Annotated in this window: 19 protein-coding genes; 8 read left to right on the forward strand and 11 right to left on the reverse strand. The window is 64.8% G+C overall.

Annotated elements, in window-relative coordinates; genetic code table 11:
* Positions 1–47: 47 nt before the first annotated feature.
* From ACE103_RS02275 to ACE103_RS02285, 3 genes are all read left to right on the forward strand, one after another.
* Positions 48–1,256: an acyl-CoA dehydrogenase family protein gene (locus ACE103_RS02275; protein WP_375778173.1), complete on the forward strand. Its 1,209-nt coding sequence runs from the start codon at positions 48–50 to the stop codon at positions 1,254–1,256.
* A 99-nt stretch (positions 1,257–1,355) separates the two neighbouring features.
* The gene (locus tag ACE103_RS02280) at positions 1,356–2,012 is read left to right on the forward strand and encodes a glutathione S-transferase family protein (RefSeq protein ID WP_375778174.1); all 657 of its coding nucleotides are present in this window, start codon (positions 1,356–1,358) and stop codon (positions 2,010–2,012) included.
* 197 nt (positions 2,013–2,209) lie between these two features.
* On the forward strand, positions 2,210–3,031 hold the full coding sequence (locus ACE103_RS02285) for a helix-turn-helix domain-containing protein (protein WP_375778175.1): 822 nt from the start codon (positions 2,210–2,212) through the stop codon (positions 3,029–3,031).
* Positions 3,032–3,082: 51 nt separating this feature from the next.
* Here the strand turns inward: ACE103_RS02285 and ACE103_RS02290 are convergent, their stop codons facing one another.
* Entirely contained in the window at positions 3,083–4,306 is a 1,224-nt protein-coding gene (locus ACE103_RS02290; RefSeq protein ID WP_375778176.1) for an ABC transporter substrate-binding protein, read from the reverse strand.
* Between the two features lie 214 nt (positions 4,307–4,520).
* On the opposite strand from ACE103_RS02290, the gene ACE103_RS02295 reads away from it, so the two are divergent.
* The 4 genes from ACE103_RS02295 to ACE103_RS02310 all read left to right on the forward strand — a co-directional run bounded on the left by ACE103_RS02295 (position 4,521) and on the right by ACE103_RS02310 (position 10,693).
* On the forward strand, positions 4,521–5,387 hold the full coding sequence (locus ACE103_RS02295; protein WP_375778177.1) for a 3-keto-5-aminohexanoate cleavage protein: 867 nt from the start codon (positions 4,521–4,523) through the stop codon (positions 5,385–5,387).
* A gap of 115 nt (positions 5,388–5,502) precedes the next feature.
* Entirely contained in the window at positions 5,503–7,101 is a 1,599-nt protein-coding gene (locus ACE103_RS02300; RefSeq protein WP_375778178.1) for an AMP-binding protein, read from the forward strand.
* Positions 7,101–8,717 (forward strand): acyl-CoA carboxylase subunit beta, encoded by a 1,617-nt coding sequence (locus tag ACE103_RS02305; RefSeq protein WP_375778179.1) that lies wholly within the window; start codon positions 7,101–7,103, stop codon positions 8,715–8,717. The genes ACE103_RS02300 and ACE103_RS02305 overlap by 1 nt, the downstream gene beginning before the upstream one ends.
* A complete protein-coding gene (locus ACE103_RS02310; protein ID WP_375778180.1) occupies positions 8,714–10,693 on the forward strand; it encodes an acetyl/propionyl/methylcrotonyl-CoA carboxylase subunit alpha in 1,980 nt (659 codons plus the stop codon). The genes ACE103_RS02305 and ACE103_RS02310 overlap by 4 nt, the downstream gene beginning before the upstream one ends.
* A gap of 152 nt (positions 10,694–10,845) precedes the next feature.
* On the opposite strand, the gene ACE103_RS02315 is transcribed toward ACE103_RS02310, so the two are convergent.
* The 9 genes from ACE103_RS02315 to ACE103_RS02355 all read right to left on the reverse strand — a co-directional run bounded on the left by ACE103_RS02315 (position 10,846) and on the right by ACE103_RS02355 (position 21,346).
* On the reverse strand, positions 10,846–11,838 hold the full coding sequence (locus ACE103_RS02315; protein WP_375778181.1) for an ABC transporter ATP-binding protein: 993 nt from the start codon (positions 11,836–11,838) through the stop codon (positions 10,846–10,848).
* Positions 11,835–12,848 (reverse strand): ABC transporter ATP-binding protein, encoded by a 1,014-nt coding sequence (locus tag ACE103_RS02320; protein WP_375778182.1) that lies wholly within the window; start codon positions 12,846–12,848, stop codon positions 11,835–11,837. The genes ACE103_RS02315 and ACE103_RS02320 overlap by 4 nt, the downstream gene beginning before the upstream one ends.
* Positions 12,848–13,741 carry an ABC transporter permease gene (locus ACE103_RS02325; protein ID WP_375778183.1) on the reverse strand — a complete coding sequence of 298 codons (894 nt, stop codon included), beginning with the start codon at positions 13,739–13,741 and terminating at the stop codon, positions 12,848–12,850. The genes ACE103_RS02320 and ACE103_RS02325 overlap by 1 nt, the downstream gene beginning before the upstream one ends.
* Positions 13,742–13,745: 4 nt before the next feature.
* Positions 13,746–14,693: an ABC transporter permease gene (locus ACE103_RS02330; protein ID WP_074129975.1), complete on the reverse strand. Its 948-nt coding sequence runs from the start codon at positions 14,691–14,693 to the stop codon at positions 13,746–13,748.
* Between the two features lie 85 nt (positions 14,694–14,778).
* Positions 14,779–16,374 carry an ABC transporter substrate-binding protein gene (locus tag ACE103_RS02335; RefSeq protein WP_375778184.1) on the reverse strand — a complete coding sequence of 532 codons (1,596 nt, stop codon included), beginning with the start codon at positions 16,372–16,374 and terminating at the stop codon, positions 14,779–14,781.
* 449 nt (positions 16,375–16,823) lie between these two features.
* Entirely contained in the window at positions 16,824–17,711 is an 888-nt protein-coding gene (locus tag ACE103_RS02340; RefSeq protein ID WP_375778185.1) for a TauD/TfdA dioxygenase family protein, read from the reverse strand.
* A gap of 79 nt (positions 17,712–17,790) precedes the next feature.
* A complete protein-coding gene (locus ACE103_RS02345) occupies positions 17,791–18,489 on the reverse strand; it encodes a DUF2270 domain-containing protein (protein ID WP_375778186.1) in 699 nt (232 codons plus the stop codon).
* A 122-nt stretch (positions 18,490–18,611) separates the two neighbouring features.
* The gene (locus tag ACE103_RS02350; RefSeq protein WP_375778187.1) at positions 18,612–20,162 is read right to left on the reverse strand and encodes an AMP-binding protein; all 1,551 of its coding nucleotides are present in this window, start codon (positions 20,160–20,162) and stop codon (positions 18,612–18,614) included.
* A gap of 29 nt (positions 20,163–20,191) precedes the next feature.
* Positions 20,192–21,346 (reverse strand): iron-containing alcohol dehydrogenase, encoded by a 1,155-nt coding sequence (locus tag ACE103_RS02355; protein ID WP_375778188.1) that lies wholly within the window; start codon positions 21,344–21,346, stop codon positions 20,192–20,194.
* 471 nt (positions 21,347–21,817) lie between these two features.
* Here ACE103_RS02355 and ACE103_RS02360 point away from each other — a divergent pair, with 471 nt between their 5' ends.
* Positions 21,818–22,120: a DUF6916 family protein gene (locus ACE103_RS02360; protein ID WP_375778189.1), complete on the forward strand. Its 303-nt coding sequence runs from the start codon at positions 21,818–21,820 to the stop codon at positions 22,118–22,120.
* On the opposite strand, the gene ACE103_RS02365 is transcribed toward ACE103_RS02360, so the two are convergent.
* Positions 22,102–22,659: a GNAT family N-acetyltransferase gene (locus ACE103_RS02365; RefSeq protein ID WP_375778190.1), complete on the reverse strand. Its 558-nt coding sequence runs from the start codon at positions 22,657–22,659 to the stop codon at positions 22,102–22,104. The genes ACE103_RS02360 and ACE103_RS02365 overlap by 19 nt on opposite strands.
* Position 22,660: the final 1 nt, after the last annotated feature.

Here is a 22,660-nt window from a genome sequence, read left to right on the forward strand (position 1 = left end):
GGCGGATCGCGTGCGCCGCCGGTACGAGCGCAGGGACGGAGGTCAACATGCTCTTTCAGGAGACCCAGAGAGTCACCGAGCTGAAGCATCGCCTTCAGTCGTTCATGGACCGTCACGTCTATCCGAACGAAGCCCGGTTCTACCGCGAGGCGGAAGACCTCGGCCCGTGGAAGGTGTTTCCGGTTGTCGAGGAGCTGAAGCCCATCGCAAGGGACGAGGGGCTGTGGAATCTGTTCCTGCCCGAGAGCGAACACGGCGCAGGTCTCTCCAATCTCGAATATGCGCCGCTGTGCGAGATCATGGGGCGGTCGCATCTTGCACCCGAGCTCTTCAATTGCTCGGCGCCCGACACCGGCAACATGGAAGTGCTGGCGCGCTACGGCACAAGGGAGCATCAGGAGCGCTGGCTGAACCCGCTGCTCGCCGGCGAGATCCGGTCCTGCTTCGCGATGACCGAGCCGGCCGTCGCCTCCAGCGACGCGACCAATATCGAGAGCTCGATCGTGCGCGACGGTGATGACTACGTCATCAACGGCCGCAAATGGTACACCACCAACGCCACCGACCCGCGCTGCAAGATCTGCATCTTCATGGGCAAGACCGATCCCGATAATCCGGACCGGCATCGCCAGCAGTCGATGATCCTGGTGCCGATGGATGCGCCCGGGATCGAGGTGCTGCGGCCGCTGCCGGTGTTCGGGTTCTACGGCGTGCCGGATCGCGCCTCCGAGGTCGTGTTCAGCAATGTGCGGGTGCCCGCAAGCAACATGCTGCTCGGCGAGGGCCGCGGCTTCGAGATCGCGCAGGGCCGCCTTGGTCCGGGCCGCATTCATCACTGCATGCGGCTGATCGGGCTCGCCGAACGCACGCTGGAGAAGATGTGCGTCAGGACCAGGAGCCGGATCGCGTTCGGCAAGCCGGTCGCGGAGCAGACGGTCACGCAGGAGCGGATCGCGGAATCGCGCATCATGATCGAGCAGGCGCGCCTGTTGACGCTCAACGCCGCGCACATGATGGACACCGTGGGCAACAGGGTCGCCAAGGCCGAGATCGCCATGATCAAGGTCGCGGTCCCCAACATGGCCTGCCAGGTGATCGACTGGGCGATCCAGGCCCATGGCGGCGGCGGCACCAGCAATGATTTCGGGCTCGCGGCGGCGTACGCGACGGCCCGGCTGCTGCGTCTCGCCGACGGTCCGGACGAGGTCCATCGCAACCAGATCGCGCGGCTCGAGCTGCGCAAATACAATGCCTGAACCGGAAACCTGCGCGATGAATCCACCGCGCACGACATTGTTGCAGTCATCGCGCCGGCGCTCCATGGTGGCGGCGATCAAGAACATGGGAAACGCCCGATGATCACGCTCTATCACTGCGATGCCGCGCGCTCGTTCCGTCCGTTGTGGATGCTGGAGGAGCTCGGGCTGCCCTATGAGCTGAAGATGCTGCCGTTCCCGCCGCGCGTGTTCGCCAAGGAATATCTTGGCATCAATCCGCTCGGCACCATTCCGTTCATGGTCGACGGCGAGACGAAGATGACGGAGTCCTCCGGCATCTGCCATTACCTCGGCACCAAATACGGCCCGACGCCGCTGATCGTAGGTGTCGACGAGCCGGCCTATGGCGCGTTTCTGAACTGGATGTATTTCTCCGACGCGACGCTGACCTTTCCGCAGACGCTGGTGCTTCGCTACAGCCAGCTGGAGCCGGAGGAACGACGCAATCCGCAGGTCTCGGGCGATTATGCAAAATGGTTCCTGGGCCGCCTGCGTGCAGTGGAAACGGCCGCCGCGAATTCTGAATTCCTCTGCGCGGAACGCTTCACGGCTGCCGACATTGCCAACGGTTATGCGCTCCGGCTCGCCAGCAATATCGGCCTCGCCAAGGATTTCGGGCCGAATGTCGCGGCCTATTGGGCGCGGCTGCAACAGCGCGAAGGTTACAGGCGCGCGGTGGCGTCGGAGCAAAAAGCCGGGCAGGAACAGAACGTTGCGCCGCGCGCGCGGCCGTAACTTTCCTGTCGTTCCGGGGGCAATGCGCTCTCATGCGTAATTGCGCGCTGCGGAACCCTGAGATTCCCCGATGCGCAATTGCGCATTGGGGTTCGATGCGTCGCATCGCCCCGGAATGACGACGTATCGCTTTTGCGAATTTGCGCTATGGTAGCTCCGCCGCAGCGGCCCAAAGAGCCGCGCGAGGAGGAACCGCCATGGACGCGATCGTGGACGCGAAGTGCCAGAACTCCGGCCAGCCGTCCGGCCACCGGATGCTGATCACGCCGGAACGGGTGTTCTATGCCGGGCTGCTCGGCCGCCCGCGCGAGCGCTGTCCCGGCGCGTTCCATGTCTATGTCGCGATCCGCGACGGCCTGCATCTGTCGACCAGCGAAGGCCGCGAGTCGCATGGCGAGCTCGCGGTGACGATGCCGAACCTGCGCCACACCATCACCAGCGAATATCGATCCGCGATCTGTGTTGCGATCGAGCCGGAAAGCGTGCCTGACGGCATACTCGAAGCCGTCGCGCGCCGCCTGCAAGGACCGGACTCTCATTTGTTCGCGAACCGGATTCGCAACGCCTATGCGACGCTTGCCGAGATGCAGCATCGCGACGCGATCGCGAATGCCGAGTTCGACACCATGTGCTTCGGCGACGCGCTGCCGCAGCGTGTGCTCGATCCGCGCGTGGTGCGCGCGATCAGCCGCATCGGGCAGTTCTCCGGCGAGCCGGTGACCGCGGCAGGCTGCGCCACCGAAGCCGGGCTGTCGCCGTCGCGCTTCCTGCATCTGTTCAAGGAAGAGACCGGAATTTCGTTCCGCTCGTTCCGCGCCTGGAAGCGCGCGCGGCATCTGCTGCATTTCGCCAACCAGGACATCAACCTCGCGCATCTCGCTCAAGACATCGGCTATCCCGACTCGACCCATTTCAGCCACTCGATCCGCCGCTTCTATGGCCTGAAGCCGCGCGCGATCTTCTCCGGCTCGCGGGATCTTGCGATCTACCGCACCGGGCAGGAGCGCGCGCTGACGTAACCATCCGTCGTCCCAGCCTAGTGCGCAATTGCGCACTAGGCCGGGACGACGCTAGAGATTCGCGCCCTGGATCACCTCGCCGAAGCGTAGCCAGCCGGGCCCTTCGATCCGTTGCAGCTGAAGCTGCTGCAGCGGGTGATGATTGGTCGGGCTGGTGTTGACCTTGATGCCGGGTAGCAGCGTCGGGACCTCGACATCTTTCAAATTGTTCGCCTGCGCCATGATGTTGTCGCGGGTGAAGTTGCCCTTGCACTGCTCGAGCACGATCTTGAGCACCTGCGCCACCGTGTAGGCATAGAGGCTGTAGCCCTCCTTCGGATTGCCGTCGGGGAAGTACTTCGCCATAAAGGCGAGAAAATCCTTCACGCCGGGGTCGTTGGTCCAGGCCGGATCGGCGACGTCCTTCACATAGGCCGACGAGATCGTGCCCTGCGACTTGTCGAGACCGACCGGCGCGATGGTCGAGGAGATTGAGGCCGCGCCGCTCGCGATGAAATGCATCGGCTTCCAGCCGAGCTCGTAGATCTTGCGGATCGACTGGGCGCAGAATTTTGCGGTGGTGCCCGAGATCAGCACGTCGGGATTGGCACCGCGCAAAGTGACGATCTGGGAATCGATCGTCGGATCTGTGACCTCGTGCGAGGCCACCACGGCCGAGGTCGCGAACCGCTCGCCGAGCACATCCTTGGTGCCGGTGACGAAATCCTTGCCGAGGTCGTCATTCTGGTAGAGCACCGCGAACTTCGCGTCCTTGTTCTGGCTCAGCGCATATTTGACGAACACCTGCGCCTCGGTCCGCGCGCTCGGCGCGAAGCCCATGGTCCAGGGATAGCTCTTGTAGTCGCCCCATTTGTCGCCGTTCACCGACAGGAACAGATGCGGCACCTTGGCGGCGTTGATGTATTTGACGACCGACGAATTCGGGGCGGTGCCGAGCATGTTGAACAGGAAGGCGACATTGTCGCTCTCGATCAGGCGGCGCACCTGCTCCACGGTTTTCGCCGGATTGAACGCATCGTCGTAATAGATGTACTTGATCTGCCGGCCGGCGATGCCGCCTTGCTCGTTCAGCATCTTGAAATAGGCTTCCTGGCAGCGCGCCTGCACGCCCAGCGCCGACACCGGGCCGCTCAGCGAGGTGGTGCTGCCGATCTTGATCTCGGTCGCGGTGACGCCGGGCGTATCTTCGGCAAGCGAAGGCCTGAGGCCCGCGGCCGCGGCAAGTCCCGCGCCTGCGGCGCCCGTAAGCCATCTGCGCCGGTTGATCGAGACCATGACGTTCTCCCCGTGATGCCGGCTTGTTGCGCCGCTTCTGCTTACAGCAGAGCCTATGCGCCGCGTGGGCGTCGCGTCTTGTGTTAACCGGCTGACGGCGGATTCCGTCGTGAGCGCATCCACTTAGCCAGTCAACGCAAGATGGCGCACAGACAAATTTCTCATCATGGCAAAATCAACCGCGCAGGTGCGCCGCAACCCGGACGAGAGACTCATGAGCGACAAGGCCGTCATCACCTGCGCGCTGAACGGCGTGCTTACCGACCCGAAGCAGCACAATGTTCCGGTGACGCCGGAAGAGATGGCGCGCGAAGCCAAGGCCGCGTTCAACGCCGGCGCCAGCATCATGCACATCCATCTGCGCCAGCAGGAGCCGAACAAGGGCCACCTGCCGTCATGGGAGGTCGGCGTCAGCAAGGAGATCCAGCAGGCGATCCGCGAGGCCTGCCCCGGCGTGATCATCAACCACACCACCGGCACCTCCGGTCCGCACTACCAGGGCGCGCTCGACTGCGTGCGCGAAACCAAACCCGAGATCGCGGCCTGCAATGCCGGCTCGCTGAATTATCTGAAGGTCAAGGCCGACAACACCTGGGCGTGGCCGCCGATGATGTTCGATAACGCGGTCGAGAAGGTGCAGGATTATCTCGACGTGATGAAGGCCGCCGGCACCATTCCCGAATTCGAGTGCTTCGACGTCGGCATCGTGCGCTGCGTCGGGATGTACCGGCAGACCGGAATGTATTCCGGCCCGCTCGAATACAACTTCGTCATGGGTGTCGCCTCGGGCATGCCGGCCGATCCGGAGCTGTTGCCGATCCTGCTCAAGCTGAAGGCGCCGGATGCGCATTGGCAGGTCACCGCGATCGGCCGCGCCGAGATCTGGCCGCTGCACCAGCGCGCCGCCGATCTCGGCGGCCATCTGCGCAGCGGGTTGGAAGACACGTTCTATCTCGGCGACGGCACCAAGGTGACGTCGAACGGGCAGCTCGTCGAAGGGCTCGCCGCCTGCGCGCGGCGCGCCGGCCGCGAGATCGCGAGCCCTGCGGAAGCGCGGAAGATTTTCGGGGTCAGGCACTGACGTCATTCCGGGGCGGGCGCAGCGCGAGCCCGGAATCCATAACCACGATCGTGAGTATGGATTGCGGGCTCAGCCCTGCGGGCTGCCCCGGAATGACAGCGGGGAGTAACGAGCTATGCACAATCTCGCAGCAACCGGCGGCGTCACCGGGCCGGGCCGCATCGGGCGGGTCGCGATCGGCGACCTCCTCAAGCGCGCCGCGCGGCGGTTTCCGGATCGCGTCGCGCTGACCGATGGCACTAGGCAAGTCACCTTCACCGAGCTCGAGCGCGACGCCAATCGCTTCGCCAACCATCTGGTGCAGCGCGGGCTGAAGCCCGGTGAGAAGATCTCGACGATCTGCAACAACTCGGTCGAGTTCGTCAAAGCGCTGTTCGGCATCCACCGCGCCGGTCTGGTCTGGGTACCGATCAACACCATGCTCGGCCCGGCGGACATGGACTACATCCTCGGCCACGCCGAGGTCCGTTTTGCCGTCATCGACGACAATCTCCATGCCCAGGCCGACCGGCGCGCCGCGCTGGAAGCCCGCGGCATGGAGATGATCGCGATCGACCTGACCGGCAATGCCGGCAAGACCGGATTGCAGGAGTTCAACGGCCTGCTGGAGGGGCAATCCGATATCGAGCCTGAGATCGAGATCAGCGACCGCGATCTCGCGATGATCATCTACACTTCGGGTACCACGTCGCGTCCGAAGGGCGCGATGCATTGCCATCTCGCCGTGGTCATGGCCGTGATGAGCAACTGCATCGAGATGCAGCTCTCGCGTGACGACGGGATCACGGGCCAGTTTCCGCTGTTCCATTGTGCCGGCCACGTGCTGCTGCTCAGCTATCTCTCGGTCGGCGGCCGCATGGCGCTGATGCGCGGCTTCGATCCGGTGGTCTGCATGGAGGCGATCGTCCGCGACAAACTCACTGTGTTCGTCGGCCTGTCGCTGATGTACCAGGCGATCCTCGATCATCCGCGCCGCCGCGAATACGATCTCACGGGCCTGCGCTGCTGCATCTACACGATGGCGCCGATGGGCAAGCCGCTGCTCGAACGCGCGATGGCGGACATGTGTCCGAACTTCGTGCTGACCAGTGGCCAGACCGAGATGTACCCGGCGACGACGATGTCGCGGCCGGAGGTGCAGCTCGAGCGCTTCGGCAATTACTGGGGCGAGTCGCTGATCGTCAACGAGACGGCGATCATGGACGACAACGGCAAGCTGCTGCCGCGCGGCGAGATCGGCGAGCTGGTGCACCGCGGACCCAACGTGATGATGGGTTATTACAAGGACCCGAAGTCGACCGAGGAGGCGCGCAAGTTCGGCTGGCACCATACCGGCGATCTTGCCCTGATCGACGGCAATGGCGAGGTGTTGTTCCTCGATCGCAAGAAGGACATGATCAAGTCGGGCGGCGAGAACGTCGCTTCCGTCAAGATCGAGGAGGCGCTGCTGGCGCACCCTGCCGTGCAGAATGCCGCCGTGGTCGGCCTGCCGCATCCGCAATGGGGCGAGGCGGTGTCAGCTTTCGTCAAGCTGAAGCCCGGCGCGGTGGCCGACGAGGCCGGCATCGAGGCGCATTGCAGAAAGCATCTCGGCGGCTTCCAGGTGCCGAAACTGGTGCGTATCCTCGAGGAGATGCCGATGACCGCGACCGGTAAGCTGCGCAAGGTCGAACTGCGGCAGCAGTACAGTGGGCATTTTGTGGAGCGCGCCTAGTGGCTATCATCGAGAACACCATCGCCACCGGCAGCGCCGCGTTCCAGAGCAATCGCGACGGCATGCTGGCGCTGATCGCCCGGATGCGGGGACTGGAGGAGCGCACGCGCGCCGCATCCGCCGCGGCCAAGGACCGCTTCCACAAACGCGGCCAACTGCTGCCGCGCGAGCGCGTCGCGCTGGTGCTCGATCCCGGCTCGCCGTTCCTCGAGCTGTCCACGCTCGCCGGCTACATGTTCGATGTGCCGGACGCGGACAAGAGCGTGCCCGGCGGCGGGCTGGTCGCCGGCATTGGCTTCGTCTCCGGCATTCGCTGCATGGTCAGCGCCAATGATGCCGGCATCGACGCCGGTGCGCTGCAACCTTACGGCCTCGACAAGACGCTGCGGGTGCAGGAGCTCGCGCTGGAGAACAAGCTGCCTTATGTGCAGTTGGTCGAAAGCGCCGGCGCCAACCTGCTGCGCTACCGCGTCGAGGATTTCGTCCGCGGCGGCAACATCTTCCGCAATTTGGCTCGGCTGTCAGCGGCGGGGCTTCCCGTCGTCACCGTCACCCACGGCTCCTCGACCGCGGGCGGTGCGTATCAGACAGGGCTTTCCGATTACATCGTGATGGTGCGCGGCCGCACCCGCGCGTTCCTCGCTGGGCCACCTTTGCTCAAAGCCGCCACCGGCGAGATCGCGACCGAGGAGGAGCTCGGCGGCGCCGAGATGCACACCCAGATCTCCGGCCTTGGCGATTATCTCGCTGAGGATGACCGCGATGCGCTGCGCATCGCGCGCGAGATCATGGCCAAGCTGCCCTGGGACCGGCCCGCGCCGGAGCCCGCTGCGGTGAAGCCGCCGCGTTATGACGCTGAGGAGCTGCTCGGCATCATGCCGATGGACCACAAGCGTCCCGTCGACATGCGCCAGGCGATCGCGCGCTTTATCGACGATTCCGACTTCACCGAGTTCGGCGCCAATTACGGCTCGGCGACGGTCTGCGGCCACGCGCGTATCGAAGGGCAGGCTATCGGCATCATCACCAACAACGGGCCGCTCGATGTGCCCGGCGCCAACAAGGCGACCCATTTCATCCAGGCTTGCTGCCAGTCGCGCACGCCGATCCTCTACATGAACAACACCACCGGCTACATGGTCGGCCGCGCTTATGAAGAGGCCGGCATGATCAAGCACGGATCGAAGATGATCCAGGCCGTGACCTCGGCGACGGTGCCGCAGATCACGCTGTATTGCGGCGCCTCGTTCGGCGCCGGCAATTACGGCATGTGCGGCCGCGGCTTCCATCCGCGCTTCTGCTTCTCCTGGCCGAACGCCAAGACCGCGGTGATGGGCGGCGAGCAAGCCGCCGAAACCATGGCGATCGTCACTGAAGCCGCTGCTGCGCGGCGCGGCAAGCCGATCGAGAAGGAGAAGCTGGAGGCAATGAAGGCGCAGATCACCGGCGTATTCGACGGCCAGATGGACGTGTTCTCGACCAGCGCCCGGGTGCTCGACGACGGCGTGATCGATCCGCGCGATACGCGGACGGTGCTGTCGGAGGTGCTGGCGATCTGCCGCGAGGCGGAAGCACGCACCCCGCAACGCATGCAGTTCTCGGTGGCACGGCCATGAGCGGTACCATCGTGAAGCGGACACCGTTCTTCAAGATCCTGATCGCCAATCGCGGCGAGATCGCGCTGCGCATCATGCATACGGCGCGGCGGCTCGGCTATGGCGTAGTCGCGGTCTACTCCGACGCCGATCGCGACGCGCTGCATGTGCGTGAGGCCGATCAGGCGGTGCGGATCGGCGAGGCGCTGCCCGCGCAATCCTATCTGAAGATCGACGCGATCATCGCGGCCGCCAAGGCGAGCGGCGCTGGCGCGGTGCATCCCGGCTACGGCTTCCTCGCCGAGAACGAGGATTTTGCGCAGGCCTGCCGCGATGCCGGGCTGGTGTTTATCGGTCCGTCGCCGGAAGCGATCCTTGCGATGGGCAACAAGGCCGGCGCCAAGGAGATCATGCAGAAGTCCGGCGTGCCTTGCGTACCCGGCTATCAAGGCGCCGACCAGAGCGACGCGGTGATGCTGACGGAAGCCAAGGCAATTGGATTTCCGGTCATGATCAAGGCGGTCGCCGGCGGTGGTGGCCGCGGGATGCGGCTGGTCGCGGATGCCGCCGCGTTTCCGGATGCGCTGCGCAGTGCGCGGTCGGAGGCGCAGGGTGCGTTCGGCGATCCCACCGTCATCCTCGAGCGCGCCATCGTCGATCCCCGCCACATCGAGATCCAGGTGTTCGGCGATCGCTATGGCAACGCGGTCCATCTCGGCGAACGCGATTGCTCGGTGCAGCGGCGGCACCAGAAGCTGATTGAGGAAGCGCCGTCGCCCGCGGTGACGCCGGAGCTGCGCGCACGGATGGGTGCGGTCGCAGTCGAGGCGGTCAGGGCGATCGGCTATGAGGGCGCGGGCACGCTGGAGTTCCTGCTCGATCGCGCCGGCAATTTCTATTTCATGGAGATGAACACGCGGCTGCAGGTCGAGCATCCCGTGACCGAGGCGATCACCGGTCTCGATCTGGTCGAATTGCAGCTTCGCGTCGCCAGGGGCGAGCCGCTCGGCTTGGCGCAGGAGGACATCACTTTCTCCGGTCACGCCATCGAGGTGCGACTCTGCTCGGAGGATGCTGGGCATGACTTCATGCCGCAATCCGGCACGATGGCGCGGTGGCAGATGCCGGATGGCATCCGCGTCGAGCACGCGCTGCAGTCCGGCTCGGAGATCCCGCCGTTCTACGATTCGATGATCTCCAAGGTGATCAGCCATGGCGCAACCCGCGACGAGGCACGCGGCAGTCTGATCTGCGCGCTGGAGCAGGTCACGGCCTTCGGCGTCACCACCAATCAGGGGTTCCTGATCGATTGCCTGCGTCATTCGGTCTTTGCCAAGGGCGAGGCGACCACGGCTTTCATCGGCAACAACCGCGATGTGCTGCTGGCGCTGCGGCCCGATCGCGGCAGGGACCTCGCGCTCGCGGCGCTGCTGCTCTATGTCACCAATCCGCACGCGCCCCCGTGGCAGCGCGGCCGCTCGCTGTCGGCGACATTCCCGCTCGGCCTGCGGATTGACCTCGGTCACGGCGTGCAGGAGATCGAGATATTTCGCGTGCGCGACGGCAGCTACCTCGCCACTCGCAATGGAGATCGCTTCAGCTTCGCGATCGATGAGCTGGACCAAGATAGCATCCGTTTCCATCACGACGGCTTGATGGAGCAGGCCAGGTTCCTGCGCGACGGCGATCGGCTCTATATCCTGCATCGCGGCGTCACACTGTCGGCGCGCGATTTCACCCTCGCACCGCCGGAGAGTGCTACGGCCGCCGGCGGCGATGGCAAGGTTCGCGCGGCCATGAACGGCCGGGTCGTCGCGGTGCTGGTGAAGGCGGGCGACAAGGTCGCGGCCGGCCAGCCGGTGATGACGCTGGAGGCGATGAAGATGGAGCACGTGCATACGGCGGGCGTCGCGGGCACGGTGTCGTCGATCGACGTCGCCGAGGGCGAGCAGGTGACCACTGGGAAGATCGTGGTGGAGATCGAGGCGGCCGCATAACGGCCGTCGTCCCGGCCTAGTGCGCAATTGCGCACGGGGGCCGGGACCCATAACCACCGTTGTATGTTCTGGGAACAAGCTGTGGCCCCAGCTTGGCAAATCAACGGGCATTCGGGGTAATGGGTCCCGGCCTTCGCCGGGACGACGCTGAGCTATTGACTCCTTCCCGTGCCGTCATTCAGCCAGCACGCAACTTGATGCGCCGTGCCAGCCGCCTGCAGCGCCGGGCGCTCGGTCCTGCAGCGATCCATCGCGTAGCGGCAGCGGGTGTGGAAGGCGCAGCCCGAGGGTGGGTTGATCGGGCTCGGCACATCGCCGTCGATCAGCGGCGTGAGCCGCCGGGCCTTGGGGTTGGCGATCGGCACCGAGGCGAGCAGCGCCTGCGTATAAGGGTGGCGCGGATTGGCGAACAGCTCGTGCTTGTCGGCAATCTCGACAATACGACCGAGATACATCACCGCCACGCGGTGGCTGATATGGGCGACCACCGCGAGATCGTGCGCGATGAACAGGTAGGAAAAGTTCTGCTTGCGCTGCAGGTCGATCAACAGGTTGATCACCTGGGCCTGGATCGAGACGTCGAGCGCGGAGACCGGCTCGTCGCAGACGATCAGTCGCGGTCCGAGCGACAGCGCACGCGCAATGCAGATGCGCTGGCGCTGACCGCCGGAGAATTGATGCGGAAAATTCTTCATCTGGTCGGGCCGGAGACCAACCTGCTGGAACAGCTCGGCGACGCGTTCCTGCCTCTTCGCGCCGGTTGCGATGCCGTGCACGGTCAATGGCTCGCCCACGATGTCGCCGGCCGTCATGCGCGGGTTGAGCGAGGCGAACGGATCTTGGAACACGATCTGCATCGAGCGGCGATACGGCCGCAGCGCGGTCTTGCTCAGCGGCGCGATGTCCTCGCCGTCCAGCTTGATCGCGCCGCTGGTCGGCTCGACCAGCCGTAGTACCGTGCGCGCCACCGTCGACTTGCCGCAGCCGGATTCGCCGACCAGTCCGAGCGTCTCGCCGGCGCCGAGCGAAAAGCTGACGCCGTCGACCGCATGCACGGTGCCGACCTGCCGGCGCAGCACGCCGCCGCGCACCGCGTAATGCTTGACGAGATCGGTGACTTCGAGGAGCGGGCGTTGCTCGGTCATGACGCCCCCACCATCTCGCCGGCGCGCCAGCACGCCGCCCAGTGATTGCTCTTGACCTCGTCGAGCGGTGGATATTCCTGACGACAGCGGTCGACCGCGAGCTTGCAGCGCGGCGCGAAGGCGCAGCCGGGCGGCAGATTGGTCAGCGACGGCACCATGCCGGGAATTTCGGTCAGTCGCGCATCGGTCTTCGCGCCGAGCGCGATCACCGCCGGCATCGAGGCCATCAGCCCGCGCGTATACGGATGCAGCGGCGTCTCGAACAGGGACTCGACGGTCGCCTCCTCAACCTTCTTGCCGGCATACATCACGATCACGCGCTGCGCGGTTTGGGCGACGACGCCGAGGTCATGGGTGATCAAGATCAGCCCGGTGCCGAGCCGCTGCTGCAGATCGACGATCAGCGCCAGGATCTGAGCTTGGATGGTGACATCGAGTGCGGTGGTCGGCTCGTCCGCGATCAACAGCGCCGGCCGGCACGCCAGCGCCATTGCGATCATGGCGCGCTGGCGCATGCCGCCGGAGAGCTGGTGCGGATATTCCTGCGCGCGACGCTCCGGCTCGGGGATGCGCACCAGCCGCAGCATGTCGACCGCCTGCGCCCACGCCTCCTTGCTGCTCATCTTCCGATGCAGGCGCACGGCCTCGGTGATCTGGTCGCCGATCCGCATCACCGGATTGAGCGAGGTCATCGGCTCCTGGAAGATCATCGAGATGCGGTTGCCCCTGACGGCGCGCATCGCGGCATCGTCGAGCTTCAGGAGGTCAGTACCCTCGAGCGTCACCGAGCCGCCGACGATGCGGCCGGGCGGATCGGGCACCAGGCGCATGATCGAGAGCGCGCTGACGCTCTTGCCGCAGCCGGATTCGCCGACGATCGCGAGCGTCTCGCCGCGGCGGACCGAGAACGAGACGTCGTCGACCGCGCGGAACAGGCCGGAATTGGTGAAGAACACCGTCTGCAGGTTCTTCACGTCGAGAACCGTCTCTGTCGGAACAGCCTCGCTCATCAGCCGCGCTGCCTCGGATCGAGGATGTCGCGCAGTGCGTCGCCGAACAGATTGGTGCCAAACACCGCGAGACTGATCGCAATGCCGGGGAAGATCACCAGCCACGGCGCGGTGCGGACATATTCAGCGGCGGATTCCGACAGCATGCGGCCCCAGGACGGATAGGGCTCGGGGATTCCGAGGCCAAGAAACGACAGCGAAGCCTCGGTCAGGATGGTCGAGCCGAGTTGCGCGGTGGCCAGCACGATCAGCGGCGCGATCGTGTTGGGCAATACGTGGCGCAGCGCGATGCGCGTCTCGCTCATGCCGATCGATTTGGCGGCTTCCACGAACGGCTGTTCGCGCAGCGCCAGCGTGTTGGCGCGGATCACGCGGGCGACCGTCGGGATCAAGGGAATGGCGATCGCAAGGATGACGTTCGGCAGCGATGGGCCGAGCGCCGCGGTCATGACAAGTGCGAGCACCAGTAGCGGCAGCGATTGCAGGATGTCGGTCACCCGCTGGAACACGAGGTCGACCCAGCCAGAGAGATAGCCGGAGGTGAGACCTACGATGACGCCGAGCGTAGCGCCCAAGGTCGTGGAGCCGATGCCGACCGCAAGCGAGATCCGTGCGCCATGGACGATGCGGCTCCAGACGTCGCGGCCGAACGAATCGGTGCCGAACCAGTGCAGCATAGAGGGCGCGGCCAGCCGGTGCGCAGAATCGACGGTGAGCGGATCGTAGCGGCTGATCAGATCGGCAAAGATCGCGGTCAGCAGAAACAGCAGCATGATGATCAGGCCGATGGTGCCGAGCACATGGCGCTGCGCGAGGAACGCAAACCGCCCCCAGCCGCCGGTGGCGTTGGCCCCGGCGCGGCGCAGTTCGCTCTCGAAATTAATCATTGCCACGTGCTCAGTCTCCGAACCGGATACGTGGGTCGATCGCCGCATAGAGCATATCGACGATGAAATTCACGACCACGACGACGACTGCGATGAACATCACGAGGTTCTGAACGATCGGGTAGTCGCGCCAGCGCAGCGCCTCGACCAGGAAGCGGGCGATGCCGGGGATGTTGAACACGGTCTCTGTGACGATAAGCCCGCCGATCAGGAACGCGGCCTCGATGCCGATCACGGTGATGACCGGCAGCACCGCGTTCTTCAGCGCGTGGTGATAGTTCACCGAGGCCTCGGAAGCGCCCTTGGCGCGCGCGGTGCGGATGTAGTCCTGACGCAGGATCTCCAGCATCGAGGAGCGGGTGATACGCATGGTCAGCGCCGCGCTGCGGAAGCCGACCGCCATCGCCGGCACCGCATAGATGGTCAGCGCCTCGAGCCAGGTCTTCGGGTTCGGATTGAAGATCGGCATGGTGCCGAACAGCGAGACCGAGGCCATCAGGATCAACAGGCCGAGCCAGAACGACGGCAGCGACAGGCCGCTGAGGCTGACGACGCGCAGCGCATAGTCGAGCTTCGAGCCCTGGTGCACAGCGCTGATGACCCCGAGCGGAATGCCGATCGACGCGGAGAACAACAGCGCCAGCCCCGCCAGCCGCGCGGTGATCGGAATCCGCGGCAGGATCTCCTCGAGCGCCGGCTTCTCGGAGACATAGGAATAGCCGAGGTCGCCGTGCAGCAGGCCGCCGATCCAGTGCAGATACTGGATCACGATCGGTTGGCTGAGGCCGAGCTCGCGCTCGAGATTGGCCTTGTCGGCGGGATCGACGAAGCCCGCGGCGTCGAACAGGATGTCGACGATGTTGCCCGGGACCACGCGCAGCAGCACGAAGATGATGACCGAGATCCCGAACAGGGTCACGAGCATCAGGAACAGCCGCCGCACGATATAGGCAAACACCCTGGCTCTCTCCCTGATCCCGAATCTTCTTCTGACGCGTTTTCTTGACGCAAACCGGTATCGACTTCGCTCGAAAACGCTATGCCTATTTGTCCAGCCAGACGTCTTCGTACCGATAGCCGTTATAGGAGCTGTTGGACATGATCGTGACATTCTTCACGTACGGCTTCCAGCAGGTGCCGGTCCGGGCATGGAAGATGATCGGTCGCGCGACGTCTTCCTGCAGCTTCTTGTCGATCTCCCAGACCAGCTTCTTGCGCTTGTCGAGGTTGGTTTCCTCCGACTGCTGGTCGAACAGCTTCTCGATGTCCTTGTTGCAATAGTTGGTGTAGTTGCGCTCCGAGCCGCAGGCATAGTTCTCGTAGAAGGACTGATCGGGCTCGTCGACGGCATTGCCGGTGAGGTTGAGGCCGAGCGAGTAGTCCTTGCGCGCGATCTTCGGGAACCATTGCGCGGTGTCGACGACGTCAAGTTCGGCGTCGATATAGATGCTCTTGATCTGGTCGATCAGGATGATGGCGGGATCGCGGTACACCGCGATGTTGCGGGTCGACACCTTGATCTGCAGGTGCTTGTCGGGGCCATAGCCCGCCTTCTGCATCAGCTTGCGGGCTTCCTCGCGGTTCTTCTCGATGTCGGGACCGTAGCCGGGGATCTGCTCCAGCATGTCCTTCGGCATTGCCCACAAGCCGTCCGGTGCCGGCTCCATGGTGCCGCCGATGTCGCCCTGGCCCTCGAACATGATCTGGATGAAGGCTTTCCGGTCGAGCGCCAGCGCCAGCGCGCGGCGGATGTCGAGATTGTCGAATGGCGGTGCGCTCGAATTGATGATGATGTTGGTGGAAACGTTATTCGGTTCCACCACGCAGACCGCCTTGGGGTCCTGCGACTTGACGTCCTTCAGCAGCGGGATCGAGACCTCGGTCGGGAACGTCATGTCGAACTTGCCCGAGACGAAGCCGAGGATTGCCGTCGAGCGGTTAGTGATGATGGTGAACTCGATGCCGTCGAGATAGGGCAGGCCCTTCTTGAAGTAATCCGGGTTCTTGGTCAGCTTGATCGATTCGTTGGCCTTGAACTCGACGAACTTGAAGGGGCCGGTGCCGACGGGCTTGGTGCGCATCTCCGCCGGCGACACATGGCAGGGATAGACCGGCGAATAACCCGAGGCGAGCAGCGACAGGAGCGCCGGCTGCGGCCGCTTCAGCTTGAAGGATGCTTCATAGTCGCCGTTGGTGGTGACCTCGTCGACCTGGTCGTACCAGGACTTGCGCGGATTCTGCCGGAATTTCTGCTGCGACTTGCCCATCAGCATGTCGAAGGTGCATTTGACGTCGGCCGCGGTGAACGGCTTACCGTCGTGCCACTTCACGTCCTTGCGCAGCTTGAAGTTCAGCGTCTTGTTGTCGCCGCTCCAGGCCCAGCTCTCCGCAAGCTCGGGCCGGATCGTGTCGGCGCTGTTCTGCGCGATATGCTGGTCGAAGATGACGAGGTTGTTGAAGATCGGCATGAACGGAATGTTCACCGAATAGGTCGCGCCCTCGTGGATCGAGGCGCTGCCGGGGCTGTCGCGGTGATAGATCCTGAAGATGCCGCCGGATTTCGGCTCGGCTGCGCGTGAAACGTCGCTGATGGTCAGCACAGACAACACCGCGACGGCCAGCGCTTGCACGCTCCGCATGGTCCCCTCCACGAATTTCGGTCTCAATGGCCGATTGGCATCGACGATACCACGGTGAGGCTTTCGGGCAACCAGCGACGGCCGTGCGGGGATTGGCAATTCGGATGACGTGGCGGCATTAAAATTTCCACGGACCGGGAATAATGGCGGTGATTGTACGGAACTCAGTCTGTTTTGCTATGAAGCTACGAATCTCTGTTCGAATTCGATTGCCGACGCCGATGCGCGCGACTTGAAGCAGTCCGCAATCAGCGACAGTTTGTCGCCGATTGCGAACGTCGCCGCACACTTGTTCTCCGTCATCCCCCCGCAAAGGCTTCGCCTTTGTCGCTGGAGGAGCGCGGAACGCGCGTCTCGAAGGATGAACGGCCACCAGCCGGGCCGTCGATCTTTCGAGACGCCGTTTCGCGGCTCCTCAGGATGACGGTGTGAGAGCTTCGACAAAAAAATCACTCCGCCGCCTGCGTTGAGGGCGGCTGCATGTTCGCGACACCGTCGGCCTCGGTTGCCGAGATCGTGGTGCGGATCATCAGGCGGCCTTCATGCGCCGGCCAGGGGCGGCCGCGATGCATGGTGGCGCGGTTGTCCCACATCACGACGTCGCCCTGCTTCCATTGATGCAGATAGCTGACGCCGGGCGCGGTCGCGGTTTCGGTCAATTGCTCGATCAGCGCCTTGCCGGCATCGGCATCCATGCCTTCGACGCCATAGGCATGGGAGGCGAGATACAGCGCACCGCGGCCGTTGACGGGATTGCGCCAGACCATGCGCCAGCATACCGGCGGCAGCGCATCGACCTCCTCAGTCGTTGCGAGCCCGGTTGCCACCTTGCTGCGCGAATGCGCGTAGGAGTGCCAGGCGAACGAGTTCTCCAGCCGCTTCGCCACGTCTTTGTCGAGCCGCTCGAAGGCCAGCCGCATCGAGACGAATTCGGTCTCGCCGCCATGCTCGGGGATAATGCGCGCGGACAGGATCGAGGTCAGCGCCGGCACGCGCTTGAAGGAGGAGTCGGTGTGCCAGAGCTGATTGGCCTTGGCGCGCAGCTGCTGCCGATGGTCGGATGGAACCACCTTGCCGTCGGGTCCGAAGGTCGACAGGATCACGAAATGCGAGCCGGTGCCCATCGAGCCGACCTTGGTCGTCTCGGGCGGACCGAAGCGGCGCGAGAATGCGAGCTGGATGTCGTCGCTGACCTCTTGGCCGCGGAACACCAGCACCGAGTGTTCCTCGAACGCCGCGCGCACTGCGGCATACACGGCATCATGGGCTGCAACATCCGAAAGCGTGACGCCGCGCAGTTCGGCTCCGAATCCCTCGCGCAGTGGGATCACTTCCATCGGCAAATCCTCCCTGACTTTTCTTGTTGAGGCGAGGTTAGGGGAAAAGCCCGCCAGCGGCAACGCGGCTCGCGCCGCCTCACCCCATCGCGATCAGATTGTGCCGCGCACGTCGGCCCGCGGCCTCCATGCGATGCGTGACGAAGGCGAACAGCGCCCAGCTGGAATGGAAGGCGACGCCGGCCAGAACCACGATGGCTCCGGGAATCGGGCCGATCGAGGCGCGGTCCCAGATCTCGCTCAGCGTGGTCAGCGGCAACGGGTGGATCGCCAGCTTGCCGTAATAGGCGATGGCCTGGATCGCGAAGATCCAGCCATAGGTCCGGCGCAGCCGCCGGCCGATCGCCCGGGCCAAGCTGATGTGGTAGCTCGGGTGGCGGTAGTCGTTGGCGAGCAGCTCGGTCCAGGCCGCGTTCGGCGTCGGACATTCGCCGCGGATCATCGGCGCGTAGAAATCGGTTTCCAGCAACCGCGCGCGGGCGCGCCAGACGTTGAAGTAGCGATAGCGCCGCGCCTCGAACAACAGGAAGACCGTGACCAGCAACCCGACCAGCACCATCGGCAAGGGCGAGGCCTCTGCGCTGCTGTAAGTCGCCGACAGCGCGATGCCGGTGGTGACCACCGCCCAGTTGGTGGAGCTGTCGAGGCGGGTGCGCCAGACCGTGCTGCGGTAGACCTCGCCACGATAGAGATGGGCGAGCGCGCCGATCTCGGCAGCAGTGAATTCGAGCCTTCCGGCCTGTCCCGGCTCCGGCTCGCGCGGCTGGGGCGACGGCATGGCGGCCTCCGGCGATGCTGGCTTGCGATCCCGGAGCATAGCGCGGAATCCGCACGGCGGGCGAGTCAGTTACGCCGTCCGGCATCCCCAACTCCAACCGTACGGCTCGCCGCATCGCCTGTTCAGACGATCCGCGAGGTCTTGTTGCCCCAATAGCGATCGCGCAGCAGGCGCTTGTAGAGTTTTCCGGTCGGCAGCCGCGGCAGCTCGACCTCGAAATCCACCGAGCGCGGCACCTTCTGGCGCGACAGCGCGCTTGCGCAGAACGCGATCAGCTCCTCGGCGAGCTCCGGCCCCGGCGCGATGCCGTCGACCGGCTGCACCACCGCTTTCACCTCCTCGCCGAGATCGACATTGGGCACGCCGAACACGGCGGCGTCGGCGACCTTGGGATGGGTGATCAGGAGGTTCTCGCATTCCTGCGGGTAGATGTTCACGCCGCCGGAAATGATCATGAAGGTGGCGCGGTCAGTCAGATAGAGGAAGTTGTCGTCGTCGACATAGCCGACGTCGCCGACCGTGCTCATGCTGCCGTCCGCCGAGCGGGCCTCGCTGGTCTTGGCCGGATCGTTGAAATACTCGAACGGCGTGGCAGTCTTGAACCACACGGTGCCCGGCGTGCCCTTCGGGCAGGGCTGCATGTTCTCGTCGAGAATATGCAAATCGCCGAGCAGCACCTTGCCGACGGTGCCGCGATGCGCCAGCCATTCCTCGCTGTTGCAGGCGGTGAAGCCGAGGCCTTCGGTCGCGCCGTAATATTCGTGGATGATCGGGCCCCACCATTTGATCATGTCGTCCTTGACCAGCGCCGGGCAGGGCGCCGCGGCATGGATCGCGATCTCGAGCGTCGACAGATCGTAGCGGGCGCGCACCTCCTCGGGCAGCTTCAGCAGGCGCGAGAACATCGTCGGCACCAGTTGGCTGTGGGTGATGCCCCATCTCTCGACCAGCTGGAGATAGCGCTCGGGATCGAAGCTCTCCATGATGACGACGGTGCCGCCCATCCGGATGGTGAGATTGACCGCGGCCTGCGGCGCCGAGTGATAGAGCGGTGCCGGCGACAAATAGACCATGCCCTCGCGGTAGTGCCAGAGCTTGGTCAGGAAATCGAACAGCGGCAGGTTTTCTGACGGCGGCTGCTCGGGCAGCGGCCGCACGATGCCCTTCGGCCGGCCGGTCGTGCCGGACGAATAAAGCATCGCGGTGCCGGCATATTCGTCCGCGATCGGCGTCGCCGGCAGTCCCGCAGTTGCCTCACGCAGCCCGACGATGCGGTCGCTTTCACTGTCGCCATCGACCACGATGCAGAGTTCGACCTGCGGACACTCCTTCAGCGCCTCGCGCGCGATGTCGAGCTTCAGCTTCGAGGTGATCAGGATCCGCGACTGGCTGTTGGTCAGGATGTAGGCGAGCTCACTGGGCGTGAGGTAGGAATTGACGCAGGTGAAATAGAGGCCGGAACGTTCGCCGGCGCCGCAGGCCTCGAGGTAGCGGTTGTTGTTCTCCATGAAGATCGAATAGTGGTCGAGCCGCTTCATGCCGCGGTTGCGGAACAGATGCGCCAGACGGTTGTTGCGCGCCTCGAGCTCGCGATAGGTGACGATCTCGCCGGTCCCGGCCATGATGTAGGCCGGTTGCAGCGGGCGCAGGTAAGCATGCTTGCCGGTGTACATCGAAGCTCAGATCTCCCCTCAGTGTTGCTTTAAGCGGCCATCACCAGAATCTCGCGGACCTGGGATGGACCGTCGATCTTGCGCGGATTGCGCGGCACCCATGGCGTGCGCATCGCACCCGCCGCGATGCGGTCGAAATGCTCGGGTCCGACGTAGACCTCCTGCAAACTGCGCGGCATGCCGAGGTCGCGGATGAAGTGGTCGAGCACGTCGCCGGCGTCAGCACCCGGATGCCCCATCGCGGCCGCGACCAGGGCCTGCCGGTCGGCATTGTCGCGCTTGTTCCAGCGCATCACCGCCGGCAACATCACGCAGGACGTGTAGCCGTGCGGCACGTCGAACTCGGCGCCGAGCACGTAGCCGATGCCGTGGCTCGCGCCCATCGGCACGCCGGAGGCGAGCGGACCGGTCGAAAGCCAGGTGCCGATCTGGCAATCCATCCGCGCCGAGATGTCCTTCGGATCGGCCTTCGCCCGCGGCAGGCCGGCCGCCAGCATCTCCAGCCCCTTCAGCGCCTGCGCATCGCCGTAAGGATGCGCCTCGCGCGAGCAGATGCCCTCGACGCAATGATCGACGGCGCGGATGCCGGTCGACAGGAACAGCCAGTCCGGCGTGTGCACCGACAGCTCCGGATCGAGGATGGTAGCGCGCGGCATCACCAGGGGATGGCGCAGCATCTCCTTCTGCCGCTTGGCCTCGTTAGTGACGCCTGCGATCGACGAGAACTCGCCGCCGGCGATCGTGGTCGGCACGCTGATCTGGCGCACGGTCGGAGGGTTCATCTCGGGCGAGACGCCGCCACGGGTGCGGATCGTGTCGATGCCGTCGGATGTCGTGACGTTGTTGGCGAGGCAAAGCTGCACCGCCTTGGCGCCGTCGGTGATCGAACCGCCGCCGATGGTGACGATCAGATCGGCCTTCGCATCACGCGCCTGTTGCGCCGCCGCGATGACCGCGGCGCGCGGCGTATGCGCCGGCATCTGGTCGAACGTGCCGACACAACGAGTGCCGAGCTTCTCGCGGATTTTCTCGATCTCGTCGGTTTCGCGGTTCAGCGTACCCGACACCATCAGGAAGGCGCGCTGGGCGCCAAGCCGGTCCAGTTGCTCGACGATGGCCTCGCGGGCGGGCCGCCCGAACACGACCTCGTCCATGGCGCCGAATACAACACGGCCTCGATGCACGCGCCTGTCCTCCCTCAAGATGGCCCACCTTGCCGGCGGCCGTTTGCGGGGAGGTTAGCGGAGGAAATCGGGGCCGTCATCAGGGCTCTCGGTTGCACGTTCAGCGGCTCCGCGTTCACCACCGTCGTCCCGGCCGAGTGCGCAATTGCGCACGGGGCCGGGACCCATAACCACCGCATTTGGTGATGAAAGGGACCGCGGCCCCAGCGTCGCGCAGCAATTGAGGTTTGGGGTAATGGGTCCTGGCTTTCGCCAGGACGACGCCGAGTGTGTTGCGCATTCTGTGAGTCATGCTTCCACATCCTCGCGGCGCGCTGCGTCCGAGTCTTGCGTTTACTTGCCCTCCTCCTGAGCAGAGGGCGCAGGGAAAGCCGGGTGAGCTTTGGTTCAGACCGCGGATGACCGGCAGCAGAAATCTTGACGGCAACATCGCGGCGTGTGTTACACCTCGACGGCAACAGGGACGTGCGCATGACATCCACCGTCGATCTGGCCAAACTGCATATCGATGACTTCCGGTCGCATCACGGCGCGGAGTTCGAGATGCAGACGCCGGAAGGCGTCGTGGCGCTGAAGCTCGCCAAGGTCGAGCCTGTGGGCAACAGCGGCCGGCCGGGCGGTGCGTTCTCGCTGCTGTTCACGACGCCGAAGGGAGCATGGTTGCCGCAGGCGATCTATCCGGTGCGGCATCCGGTGCTGGGCGTGATCGAGGTCTTCATGGTGCCGATCGGTCCGCTCGCGGACGGTAACGGCTATCAGGCGATCTTCACCTGATAGCCGGAAGCTCCTGTTGCCCGCCAGCGCATCAGGTCGTAGACGCCCTTGTCCTCCTCGGTGACGAAACCGAGCCGGCGATAGAGCCGCATCGCCGGATTGAGCTTCTCGACATGGATCGAGACGTCCTTGCCGGCATCAGCCGCCTCGTCCATCGCATCGCGCAGCAGCGCCTCGCCGTAACCCCTGCCGCGATGAACCGGCATGAAGGCAATGTCGATGATGCGGTGCTGGCTTGGCCAGCGCTCGATGTAGAACCGGCCGATGTCCTCATCCTCGCGCGTGATCACCAGCCAGTCGGCGTTCGGATAGTATTGCTGGTAGTGCGCGTGCTGGGCACGGAATTGCTGATCGAGAAAGGCGGCCTTGTCCGCTTCGCTCCAGGGCACCGGCGCCAGCTCCTCGGTGCGCGTCGCGGCATAGAGCCGGCCGAGGAACGGCAGGTCGGCCTCCGACAGGCGGCGAAAGCCGCAGCCGGATCGAGCCGCGCGGGCCCAGCCGAATGCGGGTGCGCCAGTGGAGGAAGCGGGGAGCGCCAAA

It is taken from the genome of Bradyrhizobium sp. ma5, from assembly GCF_042258955.1.
GTDB lineage: Bacteria > Pseudomonadota > Alphaproteobacteria > Rhizobiales > Xanthobacteraceae > Bradyrhizobium.

Bases quoted from the DNA above. Each gene is read 5' to 3' on its own strand.
- ACE103_RS02285 (WP_375778175.1), top strand. From the start codon at position 2,210: ATGGACGCGATCGTGGACGCGAAGTGCCAGAACTCCGGCCAGCCGTCC.
- ACE103_RS02280 (WP_375778174.1), top strand. From the start codon at position 1,356: ATGATCACGCTCTATCACTGCGATGCCGCGCGCTCGTTCCGTCCGTTG.
- ACE103_RS02315 (WP_375778181.1), bottom strand. From the start codon at position 11,838: ATGACCGAGCAACGCCCGCTCCTCGAAGTCACCGATCTCGTCAAGCAT.
- ACE103_RS02360 (WP_375778189.1), top strand. From the start codon at position 21,818: ATGACATCCACCGTCGATCTGGCCAAACTGCATATCGATGACTTCCGG.
- ACE103_RS02320 (WP_375778182.1), bottom strand. From the start codon at position 12,848: ATGAGCGAGGCTGTTCCGACAGAGACGGTTCTCGACGTGAAGAACCTG.
- ACE103_RS02290 (WP_375778176.1), bottom strand. From the start codon at position 4,306: ATGGTCTCGATCAACCGGCGCAGATGGCTTACGGGCGCCGCAGGCGCG.
- ACE103_RS02275 (WP_375778173.1), top strand. From the start codon at position 48: ATGCTCTTTCAGGAGACCCAGAGAGTCACCGAGCTGAAGCATCGCCTT.
- ACE103_RS02300 (WP_375778178.1), top strand. From the start codon at position 5,503: ATGCACAATCTCGCAGCAACCGGCGGCGTCACCGGGCCGGGCCGCATC.
- ACE103_RS02345 (WP_375778186.1), bottom strand. From the start codon at position 18,489: ATGCCGTCGCCCCAGCCGCGCGAGCCGGAGCCGGGACAGGCCGGAAGG.
- ACE103_RS02350 (WP_375778187.1), bottom strand. From the start codon at position 20,162: ATGTACACCGGCAAGCATGCTTACCTGCGCCCGCTGCAACCGGCCTAC.
- ACE103_RS02310 (WP_375778180.1), top strand. From the start codon at position 8,714: ATGAGCGGTACCATCGTGAAGCGGACACCGTTCTTCAAGATCCTGATC.
- ACE103_RS02340 (WP_375778185.1), bottom strand. From the start codon at position 17,711: ATGGAAGTGATCCCACTGCGCGAGGGATTCGGAGCCGAACTGCGCGGC.
- ACE103_RS02295 (WP_375778177.1), top strand. From the start codon at position 4,521: ATGAGCGACAAGGCCGTCATCACCTGCGCGCTGAACGGCGTGCTTACC.
- ACE103_RS02335 (WP_375778184.1), bottom strand. From the start codon at position 16,374: ATGCGGAGCGTGCAAGCGCTGGCCGTCGCGGTGTTGTCTGTGCTGACC.